Source organism: Saccharopolyspora shandongensis (genome assembly GCF_900106995.1).
GTDB lineage: Bacteria > Actinomycetota > Actinomycetes > Mycobacteriales > Pseudonocardiaceae > Saccharopolyspora > Saccharopolyspora shandongensis.
Map to the genome: position 1 here is coordinate 1 of NZ_FNOK01000018.1, position 24975 is coordinate 24975.

Sequence of the window (24975 nt, forward strand, 5' to 3'; positions counted from 1 at the left end):
TCTGGCGACCGGGCTGAAAGACACCGCAGCCCTGGTCAACAAGCCGTGGCAGCGGACGGTAGGCCACTACAGCCATGCGGACATGGGGTCCAGGGAAATTGACGGCCACCGCGTGACAAGCTCCCGCGCGTCGGCGATCACCGTCTGCGACGTGTTCGAGACCGATCTGACCTGGGCGGGCGAGTGATCATCTGCCGAAGGTCACGACGTTGGACCTGTCCAGGCTCCGTTAAATCGATCGATCTAGGCTGTCGCCGCGCAGTTTCAGAGGCGAGATGGTCACGTGGTCGGCGCAACAGGCTGGGTCTGATCGTGCTGCATGACGAGGTCTCGGTACGGCAGGTGCACCACCGGAAGCTGGTGGAAGCCACAGAGATGTTCGGTTTCCTCCAGCAGCTCGTCGATGCCGGCCGCATCGTCGGTGAGCACTTCGGTTTCGACGAATGAGCCGACGCCGGCGATCGTGTCGATCGCGACGGTCACGGTGTCGTGGTGGGGGTGCCGCAACGCGATGCGCGTCTTGGCGACCCGGGCTAGTTGCACCATCCCGATCGCTGCAAGCAACTGTTTCGCCTGCTTCGCTTGGTCAGCGCCGATCGAGACGTTGGTTTCCGGCTTGGTGATGATGTCGGCCGTGCTGTGCGTGGCGGCATTCGACGCCGGCTTGTAGGTGATCTCTGCGAACTCGTCTCGTTCGCGAACCCGCCAGGCACTCTACCGTTTCCATGAAGTCCACATCGGGACGGCTGTAGTAGGTGTCGATTTCGACCAAATGACCGTCGTCGCGGAACCCGATCTGCACGAGCCGGTTAATCAACGCCTGGGGGTTGATGTGGCTGGGCAGCTCGCGCTTGCGTTCAACCTCCATGCCCTGATCATCCTCCGCAGGCGATCGCGGCGAAGACCCGGGTCCAAGTTGCGCTTGCTGCACACGCCGAGTTGTTTGACAAGGTCGACGGGCTTGATCGAGGCGTTGGTAAGTTGCAGTGGATCAGGTCGGTTGCGATCGTCAGGGCTGCTCCAACCAGCCCACCGGGACGGGTGAGCCGGCCTTTGGTTCGCACGGCGCGTCGCCGAAAGCCTCATGCACGATTCGATGCACGGTTGCATCCAATGTGGACCCCTGAGGAATGTTCTGCTCCTCAGCAAAACCAAGCTGATCCCCGGCGCGGTACCACTTTCGCATCTCGTCGACGCCGAATTCCTCGGCTTGGGGGCGTGTTTTATGGCGCCGGAGCGTCTCGTCCCAAGTCACGTCGAAGTAGTAGAACACGCTTCTGCCAAGGTGGTCCTGACGCAGCTTGTGAAGCATGTCTGCGTAGCGTTCGGCGTGCATGATGCCCTCGACGATCACATTCCATCCATGGCCGAGCGCGAACCTCACCGCCGTGGAAATCAGCTCGATGTTGGCCCCACCCGGCACATCACGCTCTTTGAGCACGACGCGCCGGAAATAGTCCTGTTCAATGAGCGCGACACTGCCGCCAAGGTGAGCGCGCAACCGACGGGCTGTCGACGACTTGCCCGATCCGGAGGGGCCACGGAGCACAACCAGACAGGTGTCCTCAGTCCCAACGCGCGTCATGAGGTGGAAGTCTACGAGTCGCCCGACCTCATCCAGCGCTCCCACACCGACGCCTAGCCACATCGGCTTTCGATCTCGTCGAGGATGCGGAGGCCATGTCGGGTCAACCCAGCGACGCTCCGGAGAAGTCCGTAGTTCAGCAGCCCCCGCGGCAACCCACAACCGCACGGTGTCCACGTAGGCAGGCCAGGGATAGCTGATCACTGGATGGTGCCGGCGATAGCCACGGAGAAACTGGTCACGAACATGATCCTCGGCGAACTCCCGGTCGATCAGCTTGCCGAGATCGACGATCGGGTGCCCCCAAGTAGCTGTGTCCCAGTCCAACAGCCAGATCTGGCCGTCCAAGTCGAGGCCAAGATTGCGCCAGCCGAAGTCTCCGTGCAAGACGCAGCGATTGGGCTGAGGAACCTCGACACATAACGGGATCAACCGGCGAACCCTGCGACCGTACCTAGGAGCGATACCGGCGAGGTGGTCAGCTCGCTTCCGCAGGTCATCCATCAAGCTTTCGCTGGTGGTGGCCAGACCCGCAGGTGTAGCTGCGGTGGTGTGGGCGTGAAGCTGGGAAAGAAGCGCGCCGGCGCGTTCCACCAAGGATGGCACGGCAGGCTCGAATTCGGTGAGTTCGTACCAGGCGTACGCCAACCACGCTCGCCCGTCGGTGAGGATGCCTTGATCGAGCAGTCTCGGCGTCCTGATGCCGATCGGGCGAACGACTGCGGACACGGCGAGTGCTGCCTCATGAAAGGCGCGCTTCTCGACGAGCTTGATGAACATCGTCGGTTCGCCAACCGGACCCGCCACGAGATGCAGATTCCGGAAGTCTTCCTGTGCCGATCCCAGCGGCCTGACTGGCAAGCGAAGCACGTGAGCCAGTTCTTCGCATGCGCCGCCAATAGCGTTCGTCGTGACCACATGGGCAGCACAATGCGCGCCCACCTCGTGATCACGTGGAAGTCCGACCCCTCTGTCCACTATGGCCGCAGCTCGCCGATTGATCTAGTCCATTCGAGTGGCGGCGACCACGCGCCTGCCAGATAGCTGTACTGTGAATCGTTTGCGTCGTGATCAAGTGACACCCAAAAAGAAGGGCCACAACGGACCATGACACGCGCCCTTATCGACCTCGACGGCAGCGACCTAATCGTGGGAGCGAGGGGTTCCTGACGCATGCCGTGATCAACCGTTGTCAGGACTGAGCGCCTCCCCGAGGTCGATAAGCTGGCGCGGCCGGATGATCAACCCGTCCAACTCGGGATGGGCAGCTTCGATCATCGAGATGAATCGGTCACCGGTCGCCGCGAGCGTGAACATCGCTTGAAATGCGACGAAGAGCGCGTTGGTTTCGCATGCCGCGCGCCGATCGGGCGGGAGCGCCTCGGCGATGTCGTGCACGTCGTAGGTGCCGAGGTGCACGTACCCCGCGACCAGACCGTGCCCGCGCACAACCGGGAAGTGACTCGTCGTCGAAAATGGCGCAACAACAGGATGCCGGAGCGATGACTGTACCGTCGCGACCGCACGAACCGCGTAGAGCTGCGGAAACACCGGATCAACAAGGTGACCTGACGACGTCACCCAGGCAACGTGATGTGGAAGCCGCCAGGCGTGCGCGTTGGTGGGGTTGTCGAGTATGAGCCGCTCGGGATCGTCGATCTTGATGCCAGCACTGTCGCGCAGGAACTGCAGTCCGATCATCGCCATCTGTGTGGGCAGACCCAGAATCTGCATTGCCAGACAGGTTTCCACCGCGATCTCCATCGGATCGCGCGGCGGACGCCCGGCTGCGCGGGTGACCTGGACCGAAGCGATCGCCCGGCCAGGAGCGGACTCCGCACCGAACTTCAGCAAATTATCGTGAACGGACTTCTCGTCGATCGCGAACACCGTGTCGGGCACCGGAACAGGGCTGGCGCCGAAGGTGTCGTCCACGACATCGGCCGGCGGAATGAGGGTTGAAGACTGCGAGCGAGTGGCCTTCTTGGCGCACCAGTTGCGCAGCAGCCGATGCACGAAGTTGATCAGGCCCGTGTGTTCGACCGCGTCGACTTCGTTGGGATGTGCGTGGTTGAGCCAAGTGGCGCAGGCGGCCTTGTCGGTGTTGAGATAGGCGTGCAGGGCGCGGAGCACTGAGATCACGTCGCGGTCGCCTGCCTGAATCACCACTCGGTCGCGGTCAGCGATCTCCGCTATACGGATGACGGCGTCGAAACACTCGAACGCCGGAGTCTCCTGATCCGCCATCGCGGCCATGCAGCCGAACCCAAGGTTGCGCACCAGCATGGCGATGTCGAACCTGCGCAGGAGGCCCGATTGCGCAGCCTCCATGAAGCGCATGAGGATTTCGCGAGCGCCCCGCCAATCGCGGACGCTCACACACAACTCGGCCATCATTCGCAGCACCTGGGGGTACTCGGGTTGGGCCGGGTTCATGGCGGCGAGCAGGGCTTCGGCCTTGGCACGGGCCTCGGTATCTCGTCCCTTCCTGATCGTCGCTATGAGTTGGGTCAGTTCATAGAACCAGTCGACCTCACCTGCTACCGGGACCATCCGGCGGAAGTCGTTCAGCACCGACTCCAAGGCCGTCAACTGCGGGTGATCGACACTGTGGAGGCGGAGACTTCTCACCGTGGCCAGTGCAACGCGGATTGATTCACCGGCAGCCTTCTCGTGCACATGAATGGTGTTGGGGACCACCGCGACGAACCGCTCCAAAAGGGGGACGATCTCCTGTACTGCATCACGTGGATGATCAGCAAGTTCGTGCAGCGCACGAGCGAACGACACCAGGGTCTGGATCCGCAGGTGGATCACTTCAGCTTCTGGGAGTCGATCGAGGCAGGCCAGCTCCGCAGACAGGTAGCGAGCAGCACCTGTCCACTCGTCCAGATAGCCGAGAATTCCCGCCGTGTTGCCCCAGAGCAGTGCGCTGGCCTGGCTGACCGCGCTTTGGTCGATGGCGTGCTCGGACAGCTCGATCGCGTGCCCCACCATGCCGACGGCCTGCTGCATGTCGTGGTTCGAAGAGAAGAACTGCAGCCACGCTTGCGTACAGAACGTGACGCGTGAGAGCACGTCGGCGGTGCGCCCCTCACGCTCGACCAATCCGCGCACGATGAACTGCACGAGTCGTTCATCGCGATTGACACGTCCAACGACCTTACGGAACCGCGCGCGGCCCGCGTCGAGACGGGGAACGGTTCATCCGCCGTAGCGAGAGAATCCCGTCTCACCGCCCGAAGCACCTCACCCACCGGCGGATCGGTGTGGGGGTAGTGCGGGAACGGGAGGTCGACTTCGTCGACCGCGCATGCCAGCAACAAGTGCAGCGGAATCTGCCGCGAAGCGAGAAACGCCGCGGTGCGCAGAGCATTCGCAGCCATCGTCTCGGCGGGCCCGGTGCGCCCGACGACCCGCAACCACGTCATGGTGACGGCGCCGACCACGGTGTCCGGATAACCGACCGGAACCGACGGTCGATCATCCATCGCCCGCGCGAGCAGATCCTCGAAGTCGGCGACGGCACGCGCGAGATCATCGGCGTGCTCAAGTTGTGTGCTTACGAGGTAACTGGCGGCGAGTTCGAGAGCCAGCGGCCAGCGATGCAACCGAGCGACCAGCTGCCGAAGTGACTGCTGCTCGTCGTCGTTCGGCTCTCGGCCGCCGAGCACGCGGAGGACAAGCAACCTTGTCGCCTCACCGTCAGTCATGCCGCGCACGTCGATTTTCGCGGTGGACGGTCCGGTGAGCGGGGTCTGGTCGGTGCTCGTCACGATCGTGTGCCCGTGCCCCCTGGGCGGGATCCACTCGCGCACCACAGCCTGATCGGAGCAGTTGTCGAACACCATGAGCCACGGCCGAGCACTGCGGGCGAGCGCGGCGAAGACCCGCTGCCGCACCGGTGCCCCCAGGTTGCTTTCGCTGGCCAAGCCGTTGGCCTGCAGCCACGCGGCGACCGTGCTGAACGATGCGCTGATCTGCGACTCACTGGTGGCGTCGATCCACATGATCGCCGCGTACGCGTAGGCGTTGTCGTCCGCCCACGCCGCAGCCAGGCTGCTCTTCCCGATCCCCGACAACCCGGTGAGCAGGCACACCGGCGCCGCGTCCCGCGGAACCGGGACGGGGAGATGCTCCGCGATGCGCGCCAGCAACTCAGGGCGGGCGATGTCGGTGGCCCGTGGTGCCGGCGTCACGGGGACAGCCCAGTCACGTTCGCGCATCAACGACTTCAGCTCGTCGGGGTCCATGCGCAGCGCGGCCATCAAGTCCGTCATGGTGAGTTCCGGCCCCTGCGTGCCGGCCGCTCTGGCCATCACTTCCCACACCAGATAGCCGGTCAACAGCCCGGTCGCGTCCCATCCGACCGACGACGGCGCTGCCCGGTGCCGCGCGGCGCGGACCAGTTCCTGGACGTCCGCCCGCACCTGCTCAATGTCCCGCAGGTCGAGCACGACCTCCGTGCGCCGCAACCGCTCCCAGAACTCGTGCCCCGCGGCGGGGAGCTCCTCGGAGATCTTCGACCGCCGAATCAGCGACAGCACGTCGTCGCAGACATCCGGCTTGCTGGACTTCATCAGCGCCAGCAGCTCATGCAGGTTCCGCGCACCTGATCGATTGGTGACCACCAAATACCACTCGGCGACGTGGCCGGGCAACAACCGCAACAGCATCCCCACCAAATCGGACGCTGACAGCGAACTTCCGGGACCGCCGCTCTTGACCTGCGCGACAGTGAGAACGCGTTCTCCTGATACCAACGCGAAGTCAACGATCTCCTGGTCGGCTTTCAGATTTGCGGTCAGCACGCCCTCGATCTGGACGGCCGTGAGTTCCGTATCGTCCAGGTGATCGCGAGCAGCGCGTATTCCAACGTGCGGAGGTACTGGTACTCGAACCCACGCGCGGCTTCCTGCCCACCCACCAGCGATCCCCCAGGACTTCGATCAACGACCGTCTGCCGGAAGCAAGTCTGCGGGGTGTCGACCCTCAGCTCCAGTGCCCCGGGCTCGGCTAGTGTCAGGCCAATGGACCAGAAGTCACTCCAGTCATCCTCGCGACGCTGGATGCAAGCCGCGTTCGAGGCGTTCGGCCGCGGCGAGTCCCTCGACTTCGCTGTCCACCATGCCGGCGTCGGCCTGGAGCACCTGCTGAAGGCATACCTCTGCTCACTGCACCCGGCACTGATCATCGAAGCAACGCATTGGGCGTCGCTGCTGCACGCAGTCGGGCACGGCGACCGCTCAGGCGTCCCGGCAAGCCGCACCAAATCCATCGGGCTGAAGGTGGCGTTCGATCGCACGCGAGCGTTGCTCAAGCCCAAGATCACGGTCGCCGATTCGGCATTCGAGCGGGTCTTCGCAGCTCGGAACGGTGTTGCGCATGTTGGCGCACACGATGCCGACGCCGCGCGAGCAGTGCTCGGCACCTGCATCAGAATCGCCACGCCCGTCCTGGCCGAGCTCAAGATCGACCTAGAGCGCTACTGGGGTCACTACACCGCCCTCGTCGATAAGCTAGCCGACGAGCGGAACAACGAACTGCGTGTCACGTTCGAGGCCAAAATCGCACGAGCGAAGCGCGCGTTCCAGCAGCGATTCGGTGACCTCCTGTCGCCGCAACGGGAAAGCGTGGTCGCCGCGTTCGGGGCAACTCAATTCATCTATACCGGCTACGACGTGTCGATCGACTGCCCCGCATGCGAGGGCACCGGATGGGTGCACAGCGAGGACGGTGCAGTCGTCGACTGGCGCAATACCACCGAAAATGAGGCCGGGGAACCAGTGCCCGCGGTGACGATCTACGCGTCCGCCTTCAGCTGCGCCGTCTGTGGCCTGGAACTCGAAGGCGACGAGCTTGACCTCGCCGATCTTGAGAAGGAACACCATCTCGACGTCGACAACCCCGAGGACTACTACCCGGTTGACGAGGATCTCGCTTACGAGAGCTGGCTCGACAACCAACTAACTGAGACATAACGGACAACTCTTAGTCCGGAAAAGAATGCCGTTTCAAGGCCAAGGACTCAGCACCGAGGCCCGCGCGGCAGTGCTCACCATGGCCTTCGACTACCTCGCAGCCGTTCAGGCACGCACCACCGCATGGGAAGACACGCACGCCTCCCATCAGGTCAGCCGTAAGCTCGGGTATCGCCCAGACGGCACCGAGCGCGGTGTGCGGCGCGGACGACCCAGCTCCTTCATACGAATGCTGTTGCGCTGCAGCGACTTTGACCATCACCGACCGTCGTGGTCACTAGAGATTGACGGTCTGCAGCCCTGCTTTACCGCTTCTCGGCACTGACCAACCGTGATGATCAGGACGACAACTCGGAGCACGTTAGAGCACACCGTCGCAGGATAGGTCTTGCGCAAGTCAAAAATACCCGCCGCATGGACACCCGAACTCCCGATCGTCGCAGAAGCGACGCTGGTGGCGGCGACTTTCCAGCCAACGCCACCACTAGCCCCACAAGATCAGTGTCTAGCGGTGCCGCAGTGTATTGGTGGGCTCTTGCGCCTGCGAAATGTTCCGCACTTGCCATACATCAAGCCCACCAGACCACCGAACCGCCACCGACGGCGTCCAGTGACGCGCCTGGGATCCCGTGGTGGATGCTCTAGCTCTCCTCCCAGCTTACACGGAGTACTCGGCGATTTCGGTAGAGAAGCACCGAGCGGCTTGACGGTCGTCGTCAACCGACAGGCCTTCACTCGGAGGTTGCCGGAATCAGATGTCCTTGACGGTGAGCACCTGACGGCCGCTACGGAGGCGCAGACGTTCAAGGACAACGTTGAGGTCCGCGAGTCCGCCGGCCTGGATCACCAGAAGTCCCACAGCGTCCGAACACTGGTCGAGAAGATTCAGCCCCATTTCAAAGTCACCGAGGCCGCGCCGACAGTAAGAGAAGGAGCCGATCAGGCTGATCGACCGACGAAAGATGTCCCGCAATGGAAGCGGCAGCACTACGTTGGGCTGGTAGGCATTCTGAACGACGATGGTGCCACTCTCGCGAACGAGATGTAGAGCCAGTTCCAGCGGCGTTGAGTCGGCTCCGCTAGCCGCGTCCACCACCACATCGAAGCCGCACTTTTCAGGAACTCGTGGCGGCTGGAATGTGGCGGGAATGGCATCGACGATCGCTCGCCGTGGCGGGCGGCCGTCACGGTGTATGACGGTGACCTCCCACCCGTGTTGGTTGGCGTACAACGCGGTGAGGAGGCCGACCGTGCCCGCGCCGATAACGGCCAACCGACCTGGTGGGGAGATGGGAGTGCAGCGCAGCCCGTGGATTGCCACGGCTGCAGGGTCGGCAAGGACCGCGTGGAGGGCATCAACGCCATTCGGCAGAGGGTGAGCGTTTGCCGCTGGTACGACGACCTGTTCGGCGAAACCGCCGGGCAGGTCCCAGCCGAGGCGTCGCAGGCAGGGGCATAAGTGGCTGTCGCCTGCCGCACACGTATTGCAGGTCCCGCAGGAGATGAGGGGGTCGATAGCGACCACGCGGCCGGCGGGATCGGTACCGACGATTTCGTGGCCGGGTCTCCACGGCTCAGGCAGAGCGAAAACGTTGGGACGCACTAACTTCGGTAGGTCGCTGCCGCAGATGCCGGTGTGCGTGATGCGAACGACCGTCTCACCCTCGGCTGCCTGTGCTGGCGCCACCTCGTGCAGATAGAGTTTGCCGTTGCGGATCTCCCACGCCCTCATTTCTGCTCCGTCAAGTAAGGCGGCACGCGCTCTACCGCGTCCAGCACAGGGCCGTGCCAGTCGGTATCGCCGAACGCAAGGGCATCGGCAGTGCCTCGGCGCCGGACGGCGACGGCGGCCATTCCTGCGGCGAGCGCCCCCTGCAGCTCGTCACCGCCGCCATCTCCCACGTACAGCGTCCGGTGGGCTGGCACGCCCAACTCGTCCAGAATGCGCCGGTAGAGCCGTGGGTCGGGTTTGAGTGCGCCGGCCGCGCAACTGAACACCGCTGTGTCCACGAGCGCAGCCAGCGGACTCTTCGGCCAGGCGGCGGCGATCTCCGCGCTGGCGTCACTGAGGACGCCGACCCGTAGCCCCTTGCTGCGCAATGATTGCAGCGCATAGACAACCGAGGGAGCGGGGAGGAGACGGGCCTGCCCAAGCACACGTAACCGGTCTGCGACCGGCCCAATCACCTCGTCTGGCCCGTCGACGGCATGGACCAGATGCGTGGCGAGGTCGCGTAACGTCGGCAGGGTGCCGTTGTGGCGAGCATGCCACGTGTTACGGAAATACTGATCGACCGTCGCGGTCCCGCATCCGATCACGGCAGCCAGCCGGGAGGCCGCGCGGGTGCGTTCCTGGGGCGTAGGTGCGGTGACGAGGGTGCCGAACAGATCGAACGCCACGGCGTCCACAGGCGAGGGTCAGACGGTGGGGTTGATGCGGGCGAGCTTGCGCCCGACCTTGAGGTAGAAGTCGCCGAGCTGGCCGTCGAGCTTGTCCTTGACCACGGCCGCCAGCGGCTCGCGAGCCTCATCGGCGCTGAGCGTCACCTGCTCTTGGTTGCCATCGGATTCGACTACCAGGCGCAGCCCGTTCTGCTGTGCGACGCGACGAACATCCCCATTGCTCGAGGCGAAGCCCAGGGCCTTGACCACTTCTGTGATCGACTTGCTCAGGTCCGCCACCGTGGGCAGGTCGTCCACCTCACCAAAGGTGCGCTTGGAAAAGCGGGCGACGAACTCCTCACGGGCCTTCATCGCCGCGTCAACGCCGTGGATGGCGGCGGTGACTTCCCCTGCCAGGATCTTCTTCAGGTCCATCGGATGCAGCGAGCCGCTGCTAATCCGCTCTCGGGTAACAGCCAACTCGGAGTCCACCCACTCCGACAGTGCCTGGAAGTAGGGCTCCAGCAGCCGATCGGGTACCGACATGATCTTGCCGAAGATCTCGCCGGGTGGCGCTGTCAAGGGCACGTAGTTGCCCTTGGATTTGCTCATCTTGGCCCCGGAGCCGTCCGTGCCCTCGATCAGCGAGGTGGCGACGACCAACTCAGGAGTTTGGCCGCAGATGTCCATCACTTTGCGGCACATCTGCATGTTCAGGAATTGGTCGATCCCGCCGACTTCCAGGTCGCAGTTGGTCTCCACCGAATCCAGCGCCATGACGACTGAGTACAGCAACTCGGCCAGCGACAACCCTTGCCCAGCGTCGAGCCGCTTGCGGAAGTCCTCACGTTGCAGCGGCATGGACACGGGGATCTGAGCAGTGATCTCGATCACTTTTGGTAGCGTGATCTGCCGCAGCCAGTCGCCGTTGTGCCGGAACTGAGCACGCTCGAAGTCGAAGAACGGGCTGACCTGCTCACGGTAGGTGGCGAGGTTGCGAGCGATGTCCTCGTCGGTCAGCGCCGGCCGCTCGTCCGACCGGCCGGAGGGGTCACCGATCTTGGCGGTCATGTCGCCGACGATGAACACCACCAGGTGCCCCATCCGCTGAAAGCGGCTGAGGATGAGCATCGGCACCGTGTGCCCGAGGTGCACCTCGGCCCCGGTGGGGTCGATGCCGAACTTGGCGATGAACCGGCGACCCTTCTTGTCCGCCTCGATGATCCGCTCAGCCAGCGCGTCGGCGGCCGGTTGAAGCTCCTGCGAGCGGGCGGCGATCAGGGCGGCTTGCTCCGCCGGAGGCAGGTCCGACAGATCCAGGCTGCGGCGCTGCGTGGTCTCGGTCAGCAGCTCCCGCACGGTGGCGTCGGCCGCAAGGTCCGCGTCCTTGAGCAGGGCGGTGGCGCGGTCAACGGACTGGCTCAGTCGGGTCATCGAAGCTCTCCGGATATCGGGTTGCGCGTGATATGACGATGTTAGCGGGGCGCGGCGAGCCGATTCCTCCTGGTTAACAGGGCCACTGACTGATCACGTCGATGACGTAGTCTGTGAGGTCGACCACAGCGCGCTGCCAGGTTGGGCCAGCCTCCCGGCAGTATTTGTGCAGGTCGAGCAATGTGGCCGCATCGTAGCGGGGCAGTTGGCACATGAGCTGGTAGGTGGCCGACTCTTCGGGGATCGGTGGCTCGGCGGTCAGCAGGCGGCCTACCTCCTCCGGCGGGGTGGTCACGTCCAGGGCCGAACCGGGGAGGCTCTTGCTGAACTTCGGGTGACCGCCGAAGCCTCGCACCATGCGGGTGTAGGCGGCGGTGAGCGCGAAGTCCGACCGCAGCGGTACGTGTTCGTCGAGACGTGCCAGTGTCTTCTGGGCGAAGCGCACGTAACGGTGTTCGTCCACGCCGAGCATCACCAGCACCGCGTCGTGGTCCTGCCCCAGGGCGAGGAAGTCGGCGGCCATCAGCGACAGCGAGAGGGCGCGGCGGAAGGTCATCGCCGCGTCGACCAGCCCGCGGTCGACGTAGTAGCCGTGGTTGTCTTCTTCGGCGGCGTCGAAGTCGGCCTGTTCGACGTAGCGGCCGATCAGGTACATCGCTTCCAGTGCGGGCAGGTGGCTCTCCTGCGAGCGCACGATCCCGGCCGTGTCGTCGAAGCCCAGCCGCAGGCTGTACTCCCGAAACCGCTCGGCCAGCTCGCGTACCTCCGCGTAGGGCTTGGCCTTGCCGTTGTAGGCGTCAAGGTCGCCGAGCACGATCTGACACCGCTCGCCACCGAGCTGAAGTTCGATCATCTTGAGGATGTGGGAGACCGTGGCCAGGTGCGGCACGCCGGACATGCCGAACCCGGTGGTGACGATCCGTCGTTGCGGGCTAGCACGCAGGTAATGGTCGCCGTGGTGGTGGCACAGGTAGCGGGCATTGAGGGTGTCGGCGTCTAGGCCGGCCAGGGTGAAGTCGAACTGCCGCAGATCGAATGGGGTGTAACCGAACTCGGCGAGCACCTGCCGGTAGTAGGACTCTGAAAACAACACGGCGTTGGTCACGCGGAGGGTCCCTTCCGGGGAGTGCCCAGCGCGTCGCGCTCGCGCTGATGCTTGGCGTTGTCGCGGTGTTCGGCAGCCTGTTCGTGATAGCGGACAGCTAGCCCGGTGAGTTGGTCGGCGCGTGCCCAGGTCGGCGGACGATCGTGGAGCTGGCCGAGCCGGGCGGCGACCTCATCGCTGACGTTTGCCATGTACTCGGCGAAGACGCCGGGTGTGCGGCGATCAGTCATGCTTTCCTCATGTACCCGGTAGCGGGTCAGGGGCTCTGACAAGCGGATGCCGTGGCCGAGGTCTGCCAGCACGTGGAAGAACAACTCGTTGGTGACTGGCAGCAGGTCCCGCGCGGCAGCGGTGCGGACGACGAGCGTGCTGGTCGAACCGCCCGGATGGGTGCCCTCGACGAACGGCAAGCCGTCGGCGTCGATGACGTACTCCGCGTGCTGGATCAGCAGGAGGGCGGGGTTCGCGAGATGTGGGGCCAGTCTGCGCAGCTTGTCCGGCGTGAAAGCGTCGTCGGCATCCAGTGGCGCGAGCCATTCTCCGGATGCTTCATCAACGGCACGGGTGAGCGTGGCGGCGAACCCTTCGTGGGCCTTGTCCACGACGCGGACGCCGGGAAAGCGTGCGTACACGTCGTGGCTGCGGTCGGTCGAGCCGTCATCGATGACAACTATCTCGGCCAGGTCGTAGTCGCCTGGTTCCTGGCTGACCGCGTTCTCCAATGCCTCGCTGACGTAGCGCTCGTAGTTATGGCTCAACACCACGATTGACACCGAAGGCTGCGTCATCCGGTGCGCTGTCCCTTGCATGGGCCGAGTACGACGAGCTGCGTGGTCATCCCGCCGCCGCTGTCGTCGCTGCGAGTCAGTTCGAACCGTTCGATCGCGGCGGGGAAGCTTTCGACAAACGCCCGAAACTCGTCTTGCGTCCACTCCCGCACATGCGACGGGTTGGCCGGCGGCCCGAGGTTTTCCGTGCCAGCCCGCTTATCACGCGCCGGGGTGGAGACGACCGCGCACACCGCGCCCCGGTCGAGTAACCAGCAGATCAACCGCATCGCTGGGCGCGGGTCGACCAGATGTTCAAGCACGTCCGAGCACACGATCACCGATCGGGCAATCATCTCGGTGCCGAGCGGCAGTGTCGTCGCTGTCTCCAGGTCGGCGTCGAGCCATCGCCCTACCGGCAGGTTTGCTCGGCACCACTCGATATTGGGGCCAAAGTCGACGCCAACGAGATCCAGATGAGGATGTTGCTCGGCCAAGGCGACGAGCTTGCCAGCTCGTCCGCAACCTAGATCGATGATCACACTGCGGTCGTGCCTCTGAGCCAGCACAAGCACTTCGGGGTATACATCGGGCTGCCAGGTGATCCCGTCATCGATGTCTACGAAGTATTCCGGCGGCACGCGTGACGTGTAGCCAGGCCGAAGGTAATGAAGATCGGGATCGAAACCCACTCGGATCACGCCTTCCCGGCAGGAGTCGGAGAGGCCGCGGTCTTTGCCAGAACGGTGCCGCTACGCAGCGCGTCCTCGGCCAACTCACGCCCCTCAACCAATGAACTCGCCACACCGCTGCGTACCAGCAGGAACGCACTGTTAACAGCTACCACGGCGCGGTGGCTGTCCAGACCACTGCCAGCGAGCAGATCTGCAGTGCGATCGACGGCCTCGGCCGAACCGCAGGGCGTCGGAAGACCCGCCGCTGTAGCACCGGTAGCGGTTTCGTGCTCGATCGCGCTTACCGCGACCGGCCCCACGCCCCCATCCCGCACCCGGCAGCAGCGCAACTCACCCACCATTCCGATCTCGTCCAGGTAGTGGCCACTGGGCAACCGCGTGCTCAGTACGTCCACGTCACCCATGCCAAACCGGCTCAGCACCTCTGCGGCCACGTCCACGCGCGGATGGGCCAAGCCGAAGATAGTGACATCCCCCCGAACCGGGCTCGCCAGCGGCGCGAGTCCAAAGGAGAACGGATTCGGCGCATGGAACCGGCCGCCATAAAGGCCATCCAGTGCAGGGATCTCTGGCTCGATCGCAACGAAGGCGAACCCGCATGCGTCTAGGTCAGCACGCACGCCCGTCGCCGTTCGATGCTCACGTAACCCGAGCGCACGAACCAGATCACGCGATCCCAGCGTCGAGGATGTCGCGGCTGACCCGACCTTGATCACCCGTGCGCCAACGGCAGCAGCGACCAGCGCGGCAGGGGTGGAGACGTTCAGTGTCCGCAAGCCCTTCTTACCGCTGCCCGCCAGCAACAACACTCGGTGACTATCACCACCGAGCATCGTCGGCGCTGTGTAGTTGTCCATCGCGAGCGCGCTGCGCAGCAGTGCCTCCACCTCATCAGCCGCCGGGCCTCGCGTGATCACAGCGGTCAGCAGCGATCCCAGCACCACATCTCGGGTCGGCGCAGGCACCTCCGGCATAGCTTGGAACGCATCGGAGAGCTGTGCGGGTTGCACGTCATCACCTACCGAGATCCGGCCAAGCACCATACGGATCGGAGCAGGTAGATCCTCGGGGTTGGACGACGATGAGACGTGTTCGCCCGCAGGGTCCTTATAGGACAGCGTTGGCGAGATTTGCCGCGCCTCAGGCACGATCGGTAGCGAAGATCCTCCTCCGCTCTGGCTATCTCGAACATTCACCGACTGCGTCAATCTGGACACCAGACGACCCTATTGGGATCTTGCGATCACGCGGCGTTCCTCGAACGTGTGGTACCCAAACGGAGCAACTGACTACTCAAAGCGATCACACTGGTTAGGCTGCTGATCACGAAGTCGATCAGTAGCATCGCTGTGCGTGGATGATCGAGCAAAAGGGGGCGACGATCCTTACCCGCGATGAGCTGAAGATCGTGCATCTGGTCCTCAACACCGACTGCAACGCTTGGGATCGTCCCAACACTCCGGGATCACCTGGTGTATGCCGATTTTGCTACCGCGAACGCAACAGGGTGTTCGCAGACCCAGACACGGTGCGCCGCGTCATCGACCTCATCCGTCACGAGTCGGCTGCCCAGCGGATCGTATTCACGGGTGGCGATCCGCTGATGCCCTACGACAACCACCTCGAAGTTGCCCTTGCCCACGCAGTGGACCGTGGTTTCGAGACGAACCTGCACACCAACGGACTGCTGCTCGCCGACCGGTACTCGGGCCTCCGCCAGTACGTGACGCTGTACTCACTAGCCATTGATGGACCCGATGCCACTACAGCCGACTGGTTTCGTGGAACCGGTTTCTTTGAACGTTTCCTATCGAATGTCGAAATGCTGGTAGCCGACCAGAGACGATTAGCGTTCAACACTTTCACGACCACCGAGAGCGTAAGATGGCTACTTCAGCTTGGACAGCAGATTAGCAACATCGCCGCTCGAACGAGCGTCGAATACTGGCTCATCTCCCAGTATCGCCCAATCGGACGACCCAATAGTCGCAAGTCCGAGATCTATGGTTATGACCCCGCCACGTTTGTGGCTGCGGTAGACCAAGTTCGGGGCATCGTTGGTAACCTTGAAGTATTCGCGCAGCCTACGAGGGCACCCGACGACCCGTACCCATTTCGCGCATGGATTCTCGCAGACGGCACCGTCACGGCCGATCTCGGCAGCGTGGCGGCGCCGCGCAACGCTGTGCTCGGCAACATGCTCTCAGACGGTCTCGAACCCTTGATTCGCCGAGCATTCGCATTACGTGACACACAGTTCCCGGCATCGAATTCAAACGACCACGCGACACCGACGGAGAATTAATGGTGAGCCAATCAGCAAGCAGCAACGCTATGCGCGTGGTGCATTTGCCCGCCCGGACCCCATACGTGTGGAAGCTGCACGATCAGCGTTTCCAGATCATCAACAATACCACGATAGATGACGGAAGCATCGTACCACCCGATGTGACAGCCGCGTGGTTACTCGAACATCGTCCATTGACGTGGCTCGACGTGCTGCATCTGCACCATATCGAGCTGGAAGAATTGGAAACATTAGAACGACTGCTCGACGCCTGTGCTGACTCGGGCGTGCGCGTCGTGCACACCGCGCACGACATTCATGCCATGTTCCGCGGTAACGACGAGTTGCAGAAGCGTCTGCGCCTGCTCGATTCCGCCGACATTGACTGGATTTGCCTAACTCACGGCTCCGCGACCGCACTGACGAGCCTCTTGGGCCGCGATGTCAACGCGACTGTGATCCCGCACGGATACGTCGCCGACCCGGCTACTCTCGAAAACAAACAACGCGACCCCACTCAAGGCCGACAGCGGTACCTGTTATTCGGGGCAGCACGTCCCAACCGCGACCAACTCTCCACAGTCGTGAATTGGAGCCTGTTTACGGAGAAACCCGAACACGAGCTACATCTGTTAATGCGAGGATTCAGCCCAGCGCACTTCAGCGACCCCTCAAGCCAAGTGCCCCGCCTACTTGATGTGATCCACACCGATCCTCGCATCAAGACCACCATGCGCGGCTACCCGACGGACGACGAGGTGATCACTGCCGGACTAGCCGCGGACGCGCTGCTGCTGCCCTACCTGTGGGGAAGCCACTCCGGACAGCTCGAACTCGCCTTCGACCTCAACCTCCTCCCCATCTGTTCGTCCGTAGGTTATTTCTCTGATCAGTTCGATCAACACAAGGGTCTCGTAACTGAGCCGGAATGGTTTGATTGGTCACGCGGAAATCCACACCTTTTCGGTGAACGCTTCGTCGCCGCATTGGAGCGCGCAACTGAACGGCTAGCCACAGAAAACTTCGAACCGAATTCACACTTTCTTGAATACAGGCAAGCGGAGCACAAACAAATTCTGGACCAGCACGCCCAAATATACGGACGAACCGGCAAAGCTCATGCTTAGCCTCCTTGTCGATACTTCAGTGTGGCTCGACCTTGCCAAACAGCGGAACGGTCAACAGTCGATCGTTGCAATGCGATTTATTGTGGGGTCGTGACAAATTGGAACTCCTGGTTCCGTCGCTCATCCTCGAGGCGTTCGAACGTAACCGCCCGCGGGCCGAAGCAGCCGCCACGACAAGCGTTCGCGAGCGATTCCGTTTGCTACGACAAGATGTACAAGAGTACGGCGGCAACGCCACCCTGTGGGTTTCACAAGTCGGTCCACGTGCAGCGACCTGCACCTTTCGGTGTCCCCGGCAGACAGGACATGATCGCAGGTCATGTCACTGCGTCTGCTTTACCTGATCTTCGTGCGTATTGTGGGCTGACTGTGGCTGCTCGGCCGCTCGTCGGCGTCCAAGGACGTCGAGCTCCTAGTGCTGCGTCACGAGGTGGCCGTGCTGCGCAGAACCAACCCGAAACCCCGAATTTTTGGCGCCGGCAGCGTGCTGGTGGGCCCGGCAGACGGTGGAGCCGACATTGATGTCCCAGGTAATCACGTTCTTCGCGTCGGCTTGGGCCTGTAGTTCGGTGAAGATCCGTCTCCAGGTGCCGTCTCGCTGCCGCGCCGGAACAAGTCATACACCCGAGCCCGCGGCCCGTAACGCTGCGGGACATCCCGCCACGGCGTCCTGGTCCGGGTCCGCCACCGTATGCCGTCAATCAGCTGCCGCCTCGTCAAAATCGGTAGGCGGCCTGGTTTCCTGCCGCTGGGCAACAGCCGTTCCAGCGGGTCCACTGCGCATCCGTCAGATGCCCACGCGTCACGGAACCAGATCCTCCCCCGCGCTCAAGATCCACTTCCGATACACGCCCTGGCTGATGATCATCACGACCGCCCCGATCACCGTGGAGGTGGGCACCCCGCAGCCCGCAGAGTGCCGTACGCGCTGTCGATGACGAGCTAGCTACTGCTGCCTCTCCCATCCTTACTGCCCCAGTCGGTGCCAATCGTTTCCGGCTGCCTGGCCCCCGTATTCTCGTCATTCGCCTCCACACCAGCAGCGTGTAACCGGTGACACTGAATATCCCAGCCGCTGAGGCAAGGCTTACTGCGCAGCCACCCTGGAGCGGAACGGCCTATCGCGACGGAACTCCATCATTCCCCTGGCCAAAGTTGAATAGTCCATTCTTCTTCGCCGTAAAAGAAGTATTCGTCCCTTGCTCGTTCTTCCGCCCTCTCCCTGCCGCGAACGATCAATCTGATGTTCCAGCGACCTTCGGTTGGCAGTGCCAATGTGTCATATTCAAGACCGTTCAAATCCCGCACAGTGATCTCGCCAGAATCGAACCGTGCACTCGTTTCCCTGCGCGCGTCAATCTGGTCATTCTCGACACCAGGACCGGGTTCTGAATCATAGACCTCCAGAGAAAGGTCAGCGTAAAAACTGGTCGCCGAGGAGTAGAGAACCAAGCCAGCATCGTGAGAGAAAAATATGTCATCCTCGAATGAGAGCTTCGAGAGCGGCTCAGACCACCTGTCCCTGTCGCCGACAATGAACATATGCTCGTCGACCCGCGGTTGGGTGTGACTGACTTCTATGCGCATAGCGTGATCCTGCCAGAAAGTTTCGTGTGGCGCTACACGGAAGTGTAGCGCCACACCGGGCATACCGCTTACGGGATAGGCGGCACCATTTCCATGTTGTCCAGGACAACGAAGAACGGGTCGGCATGCAGTATGCGTGTATCAGTCATGAAAGCGCTAAACTTGCCGCCAGCACCACGGTTGTCAGATCGCGGAATAGCCCGGATTGTGAACGGGCCTCCCGATCCAGCACTTTGATATGTTTTATTGAATGGGTATTCGTCGCAGTCAAAGTCGCTGGGCTTGTTCGGAAAGTACTGAGCGCAGGCTGCATCTTTCGCGCGAGTGGCCTTGTCCTGGAGTTCCACGTCGAAAAAATTCCGAGTCAGCGGCTGACCGCTCTCGATGGACCCCGGAAACTTCCTTCCTCCGGGGTTAGGGACCACTGGCGCTCTCTCATAAAGAGCATCGGCGATATGGCGAACAGATTCAGGATAGTCTTTTGCATCGAGACGAAAGAGCTGAACCGCGTCAATGAAGGAACAGCCACGCCCCAGGGCCAAATAGCTGGCTGAATCGCACCTGAACCGCCTGGGCGAAAGTAGCCTAGTATCCGAAATCGCTCCGGTATTGAACCGGGCAGCGATGGAGATCCCCACGTTACTGAGACTCACCTTGTCCGGCCCGAGGCCGCCGTCTTCGAAGGAAGTGACGATGATGGTGCCACCTTGGCCGCCATCCATCGCCCAGCTCGCGATGTCAGTCTCCAATGGATAATCAGGCTCACACATTGGCCCGGCCGCAGCCATGCAGTACGGACCAATGGCTAAGTACTCATTCTCCATTCCGGGCGTGTAAGTCCAGCTGTCGGCCCGGACAACGTAACCGCCGCTACGGTCTCCGCGGGCCCCGTAGCCCACGACAATCAATCGAAACTCTGCCGTACCACTGGGAAGACAGCTGGTAGGGCCACATCCGGACATATACTTGTCAACCCGAACCCTCTGCACCTGGCAGAGCCGCTCATAACTTACCGCTACACCACCGTCATTGTAAGCTTCAGGCAACCCGACACAGAAGTTCTGGTCCGGCGACAAGTTAGGGTCATCATCGGCTGAGATCGCCCCCGAAGGAGTACTCCTGGCGTGCAGCAGCTCGCGCAGTTTCTCCTTTCCCCCATCCTGCACTTCCACAGCGGGAAGCGGAGGAACATCGGGAAATACGTACGCATTTTCGCCTTGACTCGGCACCCGCTCCCCTCGCGGCGGCAAGCTATAGAATTCGGGCGAAGGGACTTTCGTGATGACTAGTCGCCCCCCCTCTTCGGCACGATCCGCGCCAGCAGCTTGACCCACTGGAAGCAGACCTGCAGCAAGAACTGCCGAAATAAAGAAAGCGGTAGCCGCACCCTTTTTGGCTATCATTCTTCCCCAGTTTCCATCACACGGGCACTTTGCCCGTGAAACACGGTACGAGCAGGAGCAGGGAAGATCCACGAACATGAGAGCAATTCACACGGACGGACGCAGGTCGAGTGGCTGGCATCACACCGACGAGGACAGCAGAGGTCTTTTCAGCTCGTCGACACGGGTACCTCCCACCCGTGTGCGCGGCTGACGAGCAGAGAATGTGACTCGTCTCAGTCGCTGATTTTCTCTACCACTGCGCGATTTCGAAAATCGGCCAGCAGGGCTCATCCGAATGTCTCATCAGCACTACCCCGCGACATACGGCCCGTCGGCATCTCGGGTCAGGCAGTCCAAAGACAGCCCGCAAACCTCTTGTGGTCGTCGACCGGTGTCGATGAGCAGTTCCACGGCCAGCCGGTGCTCTTCGCCGTTGCAGCCGGTCGCCAGAGACAGCAGGTGTTCGCAGAGCTGCCGCATGATCGGGCGACTTCACCCGTGTACGAGCCGTGTCGTGCTGGAGCCGATCCACGAGCAGCTGAAAGATCCGAGCCGTGATCACCCCTGACCTTGACCAGCTGCGCGCGAGCATGGAACCCGCGAAGGCCGCCGAGGCGCGGTTCTGGGACCGCATGGCCGAACTCCGCATCCCCGACGGCGAAGCCTGGGAAGCCCTCCGCGTAGCCCTCGCAGAGATCCAGGACGGCGCCCACCACACCGACCCGTGGACCGTCGCCGTCGAACGCCTCGCCGCCGACCGGCAACGGCCAAGCGATCGCGAGCCGATGCAGTGAATGAGTCAAGGCCACATTGGATGGCCTCGACCTGCTGCACCTCGGCTCGGTGCTCGGATGACGGGAACTCGCGGCAACACTACGTCGACCGCCTGTGGCGCCGCGCGGAGGAGTCCCAGATCGCCGACCGCGACCAGCGCAAACGCAAACGGTCCAACTTCCCGGATCCGGTGGCGCCGCCAGCGCCGGACCTGCTGGTGCATACGAACCAGGGCGCTTCAGATTCCGGCACAAAGTCACGATCTTCTCCAACACTGACGGGCTGGAGCCGCTGCTGGCAGCACGGACTTCGGTAAGCCCAAACTACTGCTGCGATCCCCCCCAGCCCTCGCGGGGTGGATGGAGCCACGGCCGGACGGGACTGGGCCACCGCTGGCACGCTCTCCGAGTTGCAATCCTTTCCAGCATTGACGGACTGGATCCACCCGACCACAGCAGGTGGGCGTCGAGGCTGTCCGCGACGTTGTGGTCCTCTGCAGCCCCGGCGGCCGGAGCCACCTACTGTGACGGCCAGCATCAGCGCAGTACCCGAGTTGCGATCCTCGCCAGCCTGCCGGCGTTGCTACCACAGACGCCCTAGGTCATCACTGCTGTCAAGCCCTCGTTGTGATCCTTTCGAGCCCAGGAGGGCTGGCGCCACCTGCGTCAGTAGGCCCGCCCGGGTGGCCGACTCATGCAGGTTGCGATCCTCTCCGGCCCTGACGGGCCGGAGCCACCGACCAGTGCGGATACCGGGGTAGGCGATCCCCACGAAGTTGCGATCCTCTCCAGGCCTGGCGGGCCGGAGCCACACGTTCTCAGTCCGATAGCCATCATCGGGGCCGAATGTTGGTGGCCAGTGGAATTCCCCGCGGGCGGCCAGTCAGCGGGGAATCATCTGGCCACCGGCGGTCACGGAAGGTCAATCCCGAGCAGCGGCAAGCACGGGGAAAGTCCCTCGATGTCGACCGGTACGGCGCGATGCCACTCCCAAGCCGCGCGAGTAAGCCGCAGTCGATGCTCAACCGACACGGCCCCACGGACAGCGCGGCGTTGAAGGCCGTCGGGTTGGTAGCCAAGCTTGCGAGAAACGGCCTGGGAGGCCACGTTGTGCTCAAACGCGGCAGAGACGGCCTCTTCCACATCAAGGCCGGCGAAGGCGAGGTGCAGTACTGCGGCGCGCATCTCGGTGCCGATTCCCTGCCCGTGGTAGCGCTGCCCGAGCCACGAGCCCGTGTGCACCTCCCGGGTAATGGCCAGGTCACGGGCACCGATGCTCTGCTGCCCGACAACGCCGTCGCCGCAAAACACGGTGAGGTTGAGCGACCAGTTCTGCGGGGTCCAGCTGCCGAGCTGCCGCCAGTAGTGCTGGAGCACGTTCAGTGCGACCTGTTCGGGCGAGTGGTCGGTCCACGGCACAATGAAGGGCATAGCGTCTGGATCATGGACGCCGTTGGCAGCCAGTTCGGCCAGCTCACTGAGTTCATCGGGCGAGGGCAGGCGCAGTTCGAGCCGCGGCGTTCTCAACCTGAGCCCGACCAGCGGGAAATGGTCGACCAGCATGCGTCCATCATGATGGCGGGGCGGCTGCAGATCATCCGATTTTTCGGGCCTGCTGGCGGGCTCACCAGGGCCGCATGCAACTACGAACAGTGACATTGCAACTGGCCGTCCACGGGGAATTCGGGCTGGCCGCTGACAGCCGAAGTTGCGACCCCAACCCTCTGGCGGGCCGGAGCCACAACACCTCGCAGCGCGCCGCGCCCAACAGCGCTGGGTTGCGATCCACTCCAGCCCTGGCGGGCCGGAGCCACATGGACACGTGCAGGTTGTCGGCGATGGAGTGGGTCAGGTGGCGCCAGCCCTCCGGGGCTGGCGAGGATTGCAACCTGTTCCCCGGCCAGTTCGCGCCGCAGCAGCCGGCTGGTGGCGCCAGCCCTCCGGTGCTCGCGAGGATCGCAACGTCGTCTGCTCCTACCGAACGACCTACATGCACGTCAGTGGCGCCAGTCCTTCGGGGCTGGCGAGGGTCCCAACCGAGCCGTTCGGGCGCAGGGCCTGAGAGGATCGCAACCGCCTCAGATCCGGCACACGGCTGCTGGAACGCGTGAGGTGGCTCTGGCCCGCCAGGGCCGGAGAGGATCGCAACCAGATGATCTGGCCGGGGATGATCCTGGTCGGCTGGTGTGGCTCCGACCTGCCCTTCGGTATGGAAGGCGCCCGACACTCGAGCCTGCCAGCTGACTACCGCCGGGGAGGCCATGGCTGAGGAAAACCTTTGGCACAAGTCAATCGCATTGGGCCACGCTAGTCTGATGACCCGGAACAGCTCAGGTCCACGCTAGTCTGATGACCCGGAACAGCTCAGGTCATCCCGGAAATCAGGTGTCGACGCCGAACGAACTGAGCCGGTCAGCCAGATTCCTCATCGACTCGGGCGTGATCGCCCAAAACAGCAACGGGTTCGCGACTTCTGCAATGAGGTCGGTCATCTCGTCCGGAGTGAACTCGATGTCATCGCGGCCCTGGTCGTATCGCCTTGCACAAGCACGACGTCGGGCGCGTAGTCACGCAGGATGGTGTCCAGCGCGCTAATCCAGTAGCCGAGTTGGTTCCCTCGCTCGTTGCTGAGCTGGGTGCTGAGGGTGAGATGTGGGGTGAGGTTGCTGGTCATGCCGGTGGTGTAGTGCTGCCCGGTGTGGATGATGATCGCTTCGTCGTCGAGGAGTTCGGCGATGGGGGGCGAGTTTGATGGCTTCGGGTCGGGTGCCGAGCACGAGCGCGATGCGCATCGGGGGTGTCTTCTCGTGCTCGGTTACCAGAAGAGGTGTCGTCGTTGGCCGGCGCAGTACCGCTGGGCGGCGAGGAACAGCCGCAGGTAGAGCTGGTCGAGTGCGAGGTAGTTCGGCACAAGCTCGCTGCGGGTGAGGGTGCTTTCTGTGTAGGTCACGCCGTGGTCGGTGCGGGTGGCGTATCGGGCGGGGACGGTACTGGTGCCGCCGTCGGCGAGGCGGATGGCGTCGCTGAGGTCGAGTTCCACCAGGCCGGTGACTTCGGCGTCGGCGAACGGGATGGCTTCGAGGTCGACGTCGAGGGGAAGCAGGTGCCAGTGCTGGAATTCGCGTTCGATGTAGTCGGGTGCGAGGGTGACGGCGGTTTGGCGTAGGCCGATGGGGTGTAGGTCGGCGTGGGTGATGGGCAGTCCGAGTTCTTCGTGGACCTCGCGGATGCCCTCGGGGATGGTTTCGCCGGCGTGGTAGTGGCCGCCGACGGTGATGTCGGCGTAGTCGGGCCGGTCGAAGGAGTATCGGCCGGGTGCCTTTTTCTGCAGGTAGACGCGCTGGTGTTCGGGGTGGAGTGCGAGGGCGGAGAAGGTGCGGTGCCAGTGGCCCGCGTGGTGGGCTTTCTTCTTGTCTTCGATGCCGATGTGTTCGTAACGGTCGTTGAAGATGTCGATCAGGGGCACGATTGTCCTTTAATGGGTTCGGTTTTCGCGAGATTTCGGTAACTGTGTAGTGCGTCGGCGTAGTGGTCGGGGTCGCCGACGGTGACCCAGCAGCCTTCAACGCGGTGCACCGGCTGCGGTGGCGGCGAGGTCGCCGACGGCGATGCCGAGGTCCACTTCACCATCTGCCCGCTCGGTCGGTGTCAGTCGGTCGAGGATCGTGGGGCGCAAGATCAGTCGTGACACCACAGCCAAGGGCTCGTCCACTGTGCTCGGATGTGGGCGTTGCCGGATCGCGGTGACCGAGTCCGGTTGGTGCGGGTCGGTGTCGATGATCCGCCCACGCGCTGTGCTGGTGCTCCAGGTGGTCCGCGACTACAGCGAAGCAGTGCTCCTTGTGGTTGTGTGATTCCACCAGGACC

Annotated in this window: 22 protein-coding genes; 5 read left to right on the top strand and 17 right to left on the bottom strand. The window is 63.1% G+C overall.

The features are described 5' to 3' along the window. Positions 1 to 187 (top strand): hypothetical protein (locus BLW84_RS47545; protein ID WP_177226572.1); only part of this gene is annotated, 187 nt, incomplete at its 5' end. A 92-nt stretch (positions 188 to 279) separates the two neighbouring features. Here BLW84_RS47545 and BLW84_RS20035 read toward each other — a convergent pair. The 4 genes from BLW84_RS20035 to BLW84_RS20050 all read right to left on the bottom strand — a co-directional run bounded on the left by BLW84_RS20035 (position 280) and on the right by BLW84_RS20050 (position 6267). Further along, the gene (locus BLW84_RS20035) at positions 280 to 675 is read right to left on the bottom strand and encodes a CYTH domain-containing protein (RefSeq protein WP_218157393.1); all 396 of its coding nucleotides are present in this window, start codon (positions 673 to 675) and stop codon (positions 280 to 282) included. Further along, the gene (locus BLW84_RS48395; RefSeq protein ID WP_218157381.1) at positions 587 to 868 is read right to left on the bottom strand and encodes a hypothetical protein; all 282 of its coding nucleotides are present in this window, start codon (positions 866 to 868) and stop codon (positions 587 to 589) included. The genes BLW84_RS20035 and BLW84_RS48395 overlap by 89 nt, the downstream gene beginning before the upstream one ends. Positions 869 to 1009: 141 nt before the next feature. Next, positions 1010 to 2503 carry a phosphotransferase gene (locus BLW84_RS20040; protein WP_143061003.1) on the bottom strand — a complete coding sequence of 498 codons (1494 nt, stop codon included), beginning with the start codon at positions 2501 to 2503 and terminating at the stop codon, positions 1010 to 1012. Between the two features lie 1895 nt (positions 2504 to 4398). Further along, on the bottom strand, positions 4399 to 6267 hold the full coding sequence (locus BLW84_RS20050) for a hypothetical protein (protein ID WP_177226573.1): 1869 nt from the start codon (positions 6265 to 6267) through the stop codon (positions 4399 to 4401). Between the two features lie 348 nt (positions 6268 to 6615). Between BLW84_RS20050 and BLW84_RS20055 the strand changes: the two genes are divergently transcribed. Continuing rightward, positions 6616 to 7566, top strand: coding sequence for a hypothetical protein (locus tag BLW84_RS20055; RefSeq protein ID WP_143061004.1), 951 nt, complete (start codon positions 6616 to 6618; stop codon positions 7564 to 7566). Between the two features lie 751 nt (positions 7567 to 8317). Here the strand turns inward: BLW84_RS20055 and BLW84_RS20060 are convergent. The 7 genes from BLW84_RS20060 to BLW84_RS20090 all read right to left on the bottom strand — a co-directional run bounded on the left by BLW84_RS20060 (position 8318) and on the right by BLW84_RS20090 (position 15097). After that, the gene (locus BLW84_RS20060) at positions 8318 to 9298 is read right to left on the bottom strand and encodes a zinc-dependent alcohol dehydrogenase (RefSeq protein ID WP_093267441.1); all 981 of its coding nucleotides are present in this window, start codon (positions 9296 to 9298) and stop codon (positions 8318 to 8320) included. Further along, positions 9295 to 9975: an HAD family hydrolase gene (locus BLW84_RS20065; RefSeq protein ID WP_093267443.1), complete on the bottom strand. Its 681-nt coding sequence runs from the start codon at positions 9973 to 9975 to the stop codon at positions 9295 to 9297. The genes BLW84_RS20060 and BLW84_RS20065 overlap by 4 nt, the downstream gene beginning before the upstream one ends. A 9-nt stretch (positions 9976 to 9984) precedes the next feature. After that, positions 9985 to 11307, bottom strand: a complete 1323-nt coding sequence (tyrS, locus tag BLW84_RS20070) for a tyrosine--tRNA ligase (RefSeq protein ID WP_245761256.1) — start codon at positions 11305 to 11307, stop codon at positions 9985 to 9987. 148 nt (positions 11308 to 11455) lie between these two features. Further along, positions 11456 to 12487 carry a nucleotidyl transferase family protein gene (locus tag BLW84_RS20075; RefSeq protein ID WP_093267446.1) on the bottom strand — a complete coding sequence of 344 codons (1032 nt, stop codon included), beginning with the start codon at positions 12485 to 12487 and terminating at the stop codon, positions 11456 to 11458. After that, complete coding sequence (locus tag BLW84_RS20080; protein ID WP_177226574.1) at positions 12484 to 13260, bottom strand: glycosyltransferase family 2 protein; 777 nt, start codon at positions 13258 to 13260, stop codon at positions 12484 to 12486. Before BLW84_RS20080 ends, BLW84_RS20075 begins: the two co-directional genes overlap by 4 nt. Before the next feature lie 11 nt (positions 13261 to 13271). Beyond that, the gene (locus BLW84_RS20085) at positions 13272 to 13946 is read right to left on the bottom strand and encodes a class I SAM-dependent methyltransferase (RefSeq protein ID WP_245761257.1); all 675 of its coding nucleotides are present in this window, start codon (positions 13944 to 13946) and stop codon (positions 13272 to 13274) included. A gap of 5 nt (positions 13947 to 13951) precedes the next feature. Beyond that, positions 13952 to 15097 carry a hypothetical protein gene (locus BLW84_RS20090; RefSeq protein ID WP_143061005.1) on the bottom strand — a complete coding sequence of 382 codons (1146 nt, stop codon included), beginning with the start codon at positions 15095 to 15097 and terminating at the stop codon, positions 13952 to 13954. A 209-nt stretch (positions 15098 to 15306) separates the two neighbouring features. On the opposite strand from BLW84_RS20090, the gene BLW84_RS20095 reads away from it, so the two are divergent. Both BLW84_RS20095 and BLW84_RS20100 read left to right on the top strand, forming a co-directional pair. Beyond that, positions 15307 to 16254: a radical SAM protein gene (locus BLW84_RS20095; RefSeq protein WP_093267452.1), complete on the top strand. Its 948-nt coding sequence runs from the start codon at positions 15307 to 15309 to the stop codon at positions 16252 to 16254. Positions 16255 to 16283: 29 nt separating this feature from the next. Beyond that, a complete protein-coding gene (locus tag BLW84_RS20100) occupies positions 16284 to 17363 on the top strand; it encodes a hypothetical protein (protein ID WP_245761258.1) in 1080 nt (359 codons plus the stop codon). A 534-nt stretch (positions 17364 to 17897) separates the two neighbouring features. On the opposite strand, the gene BLW84_RS20110 is transcribed toward BLW84_RS20100, so the two are convergent. The 3 genes from BLW84_RS20110 to BLW84_RS20115 all read right to left on the bottom strand — a co-directional run bounded on the left by BLW84_RS20110 (position 17898) and on the right by BLW84_RS20115 (position 20353). Beyond that, positions 17898 to 18140: a transposase gene (locus tag BLW84_RS20110; RefSeq protein ID WP_218157382.1), complete on the bottom strand. Its 243-nt coding sequence runs from the start codon at positions 18138 to 18140 to the stop codon at positions 17898 to 17900. 360 nt (positions 18141 to 18500) lie between these two features. Further along, positions 18501 to 18950 (bottom strand): hypothetical protein, encoded by a 450-nt coding sequence (locus BLW84_RS46290; RefSeq protein WP_143061006.1) that lies wholly within the window; start codon positions 18948 to 18950, stop codon positions 18501 to 18503. Between the two features lie 68 nt (positions 18951 to 19018). Beyond that, positions 19019 to 20353 carry a NucA/NucB deoxyribonuclease domain-containing protein gene (locus tag BLW84_RS20115; protein ID WP_177226575.1) on the bottom strand — a complete coding sequence of 445 codons (1335 nt, stop codon included), beginning with the start codon at positions 20351 to 20353 and terminating at the stop codon, positions 19019 to 19021. 536 nt (positions 20354 to 20889) lie between these two features. Here BLW84_RS20115 and BLW84_RS20120 point away from each other — a divergent pair. Beyond that, the gene (locus BLW84_RS20120) at positions 20890 to 21129 is read left to right on the top strand and encodes a hypothetical protein (RefSeq protein ID WP_093267455.1); all 240 of its coding nucleotides are present in this window, start codon (positions 20890 to 20892) and stop codon (positions 21127 to 21129) included. 891 nt (positions 21130 to 22020) lie between these two features. On the opposite strand, the gene BLW84_RS20125 is transcribed toward BLW84_RS20120, so the two are convergent. The 3 genes from BLW84_RS20125 to BLW84_RS20135 form a co-directional block, all read right to left on the bottom strand. Then, a complete protein-coding gene (locus BLW84_RS20125; RefSeq protein ID WP_093267456.1) occupies positions 22021 to 22671 on the bottom strand; it encodes a GNAT family N-acetyltransferase in 651 nt (216 codons plus the stop codon). A 925-nt stretch (positions 22672 to 23596) separates the two neighbouring features. Continuing rightward, positions 23597 to 23845, bottom strand: coding sequence for a UDP-N-acetylglucosamine 2-epimerase (locus BLW84_RS20130; protein WP_342743164.1), 249 nt, complete (start codon positions 23843 to 23845; stop codon positions 23597 to 23599). Positions 23846 to 23923: 78 nt separating this feature from the next. Continuing rightward, positions 23924 to 24574: an NUDIX hydrolase gene (locus BLW84_RS20135; protein ID WP_093267459.1), complete on the bottom strand. Its 651-nt coding sequence runs from the start codon at positions 24572 to 24574 to the stop codon at positions 23924 to 23926. Positions 24575 to 24975: the final 401 nt, after the last annotated feature.

Bases quoted from the DNA above. Each gene is read 5' to 3' on its own strand.
- BLW84_RS20125 (WP_093267456.1), bottom strand. From the start codon at position 22,671: ATGCTGGTCGACCATTTCCCGCTGGTCGGGCTCAGGTTGAGAACGCCG.
- BLW84_RS20055 (WP_143061004.1), top strand. From the start codon at position 6,616: ATGGACCAGAAGTCACTCCAGTCATCCTCGCGACGCTGGATGCAAGCC.
- BLW84_RS48395 (WP_218157381.1), bottom strand. From the start codon at position 868: ATGGAGGTTGAACGCAAGCGCGAGCTGCCCAGCCACATCAACCCCCAG.
- BLW84_RS20115 (WP_177226575.1), bottom strand. From the start codon at position 20,353: ATGATAGCCAAAAAGGGTGCGGCTACCGCTTTCTTTATTTCGGCAGTT.
- BLW84_RS46290 (WP_143061006.1), bottom strand. From the start codon at position 18,950: ATGCGCATAGAAGTCAGTCACACCCAACCGCGGGTCGACGAGCATATG.
- BLW84_RS20100 (WP_245761258.1), top strand. From the start codon at position 16,284: ATGCGCGTGGTGCATTTGCCCGCCCGGACCCCATACGTGTGGAAGCTG.
- BLW84_RS20060 (WP_093267441.1), bottom strand. From the start codon at position 9,298: ATGAGGGCGTGGGAGATCCGCAACGGCAAACTCTATCTGCACGAGGTG.
- BLW84_RS20095 (WP_093267452.1), top strand. From the start codon at position 15,307: ATGATCGAGCAAAAGGGGGCGACGATCCTTACCCGCGATGAGCTGAAG.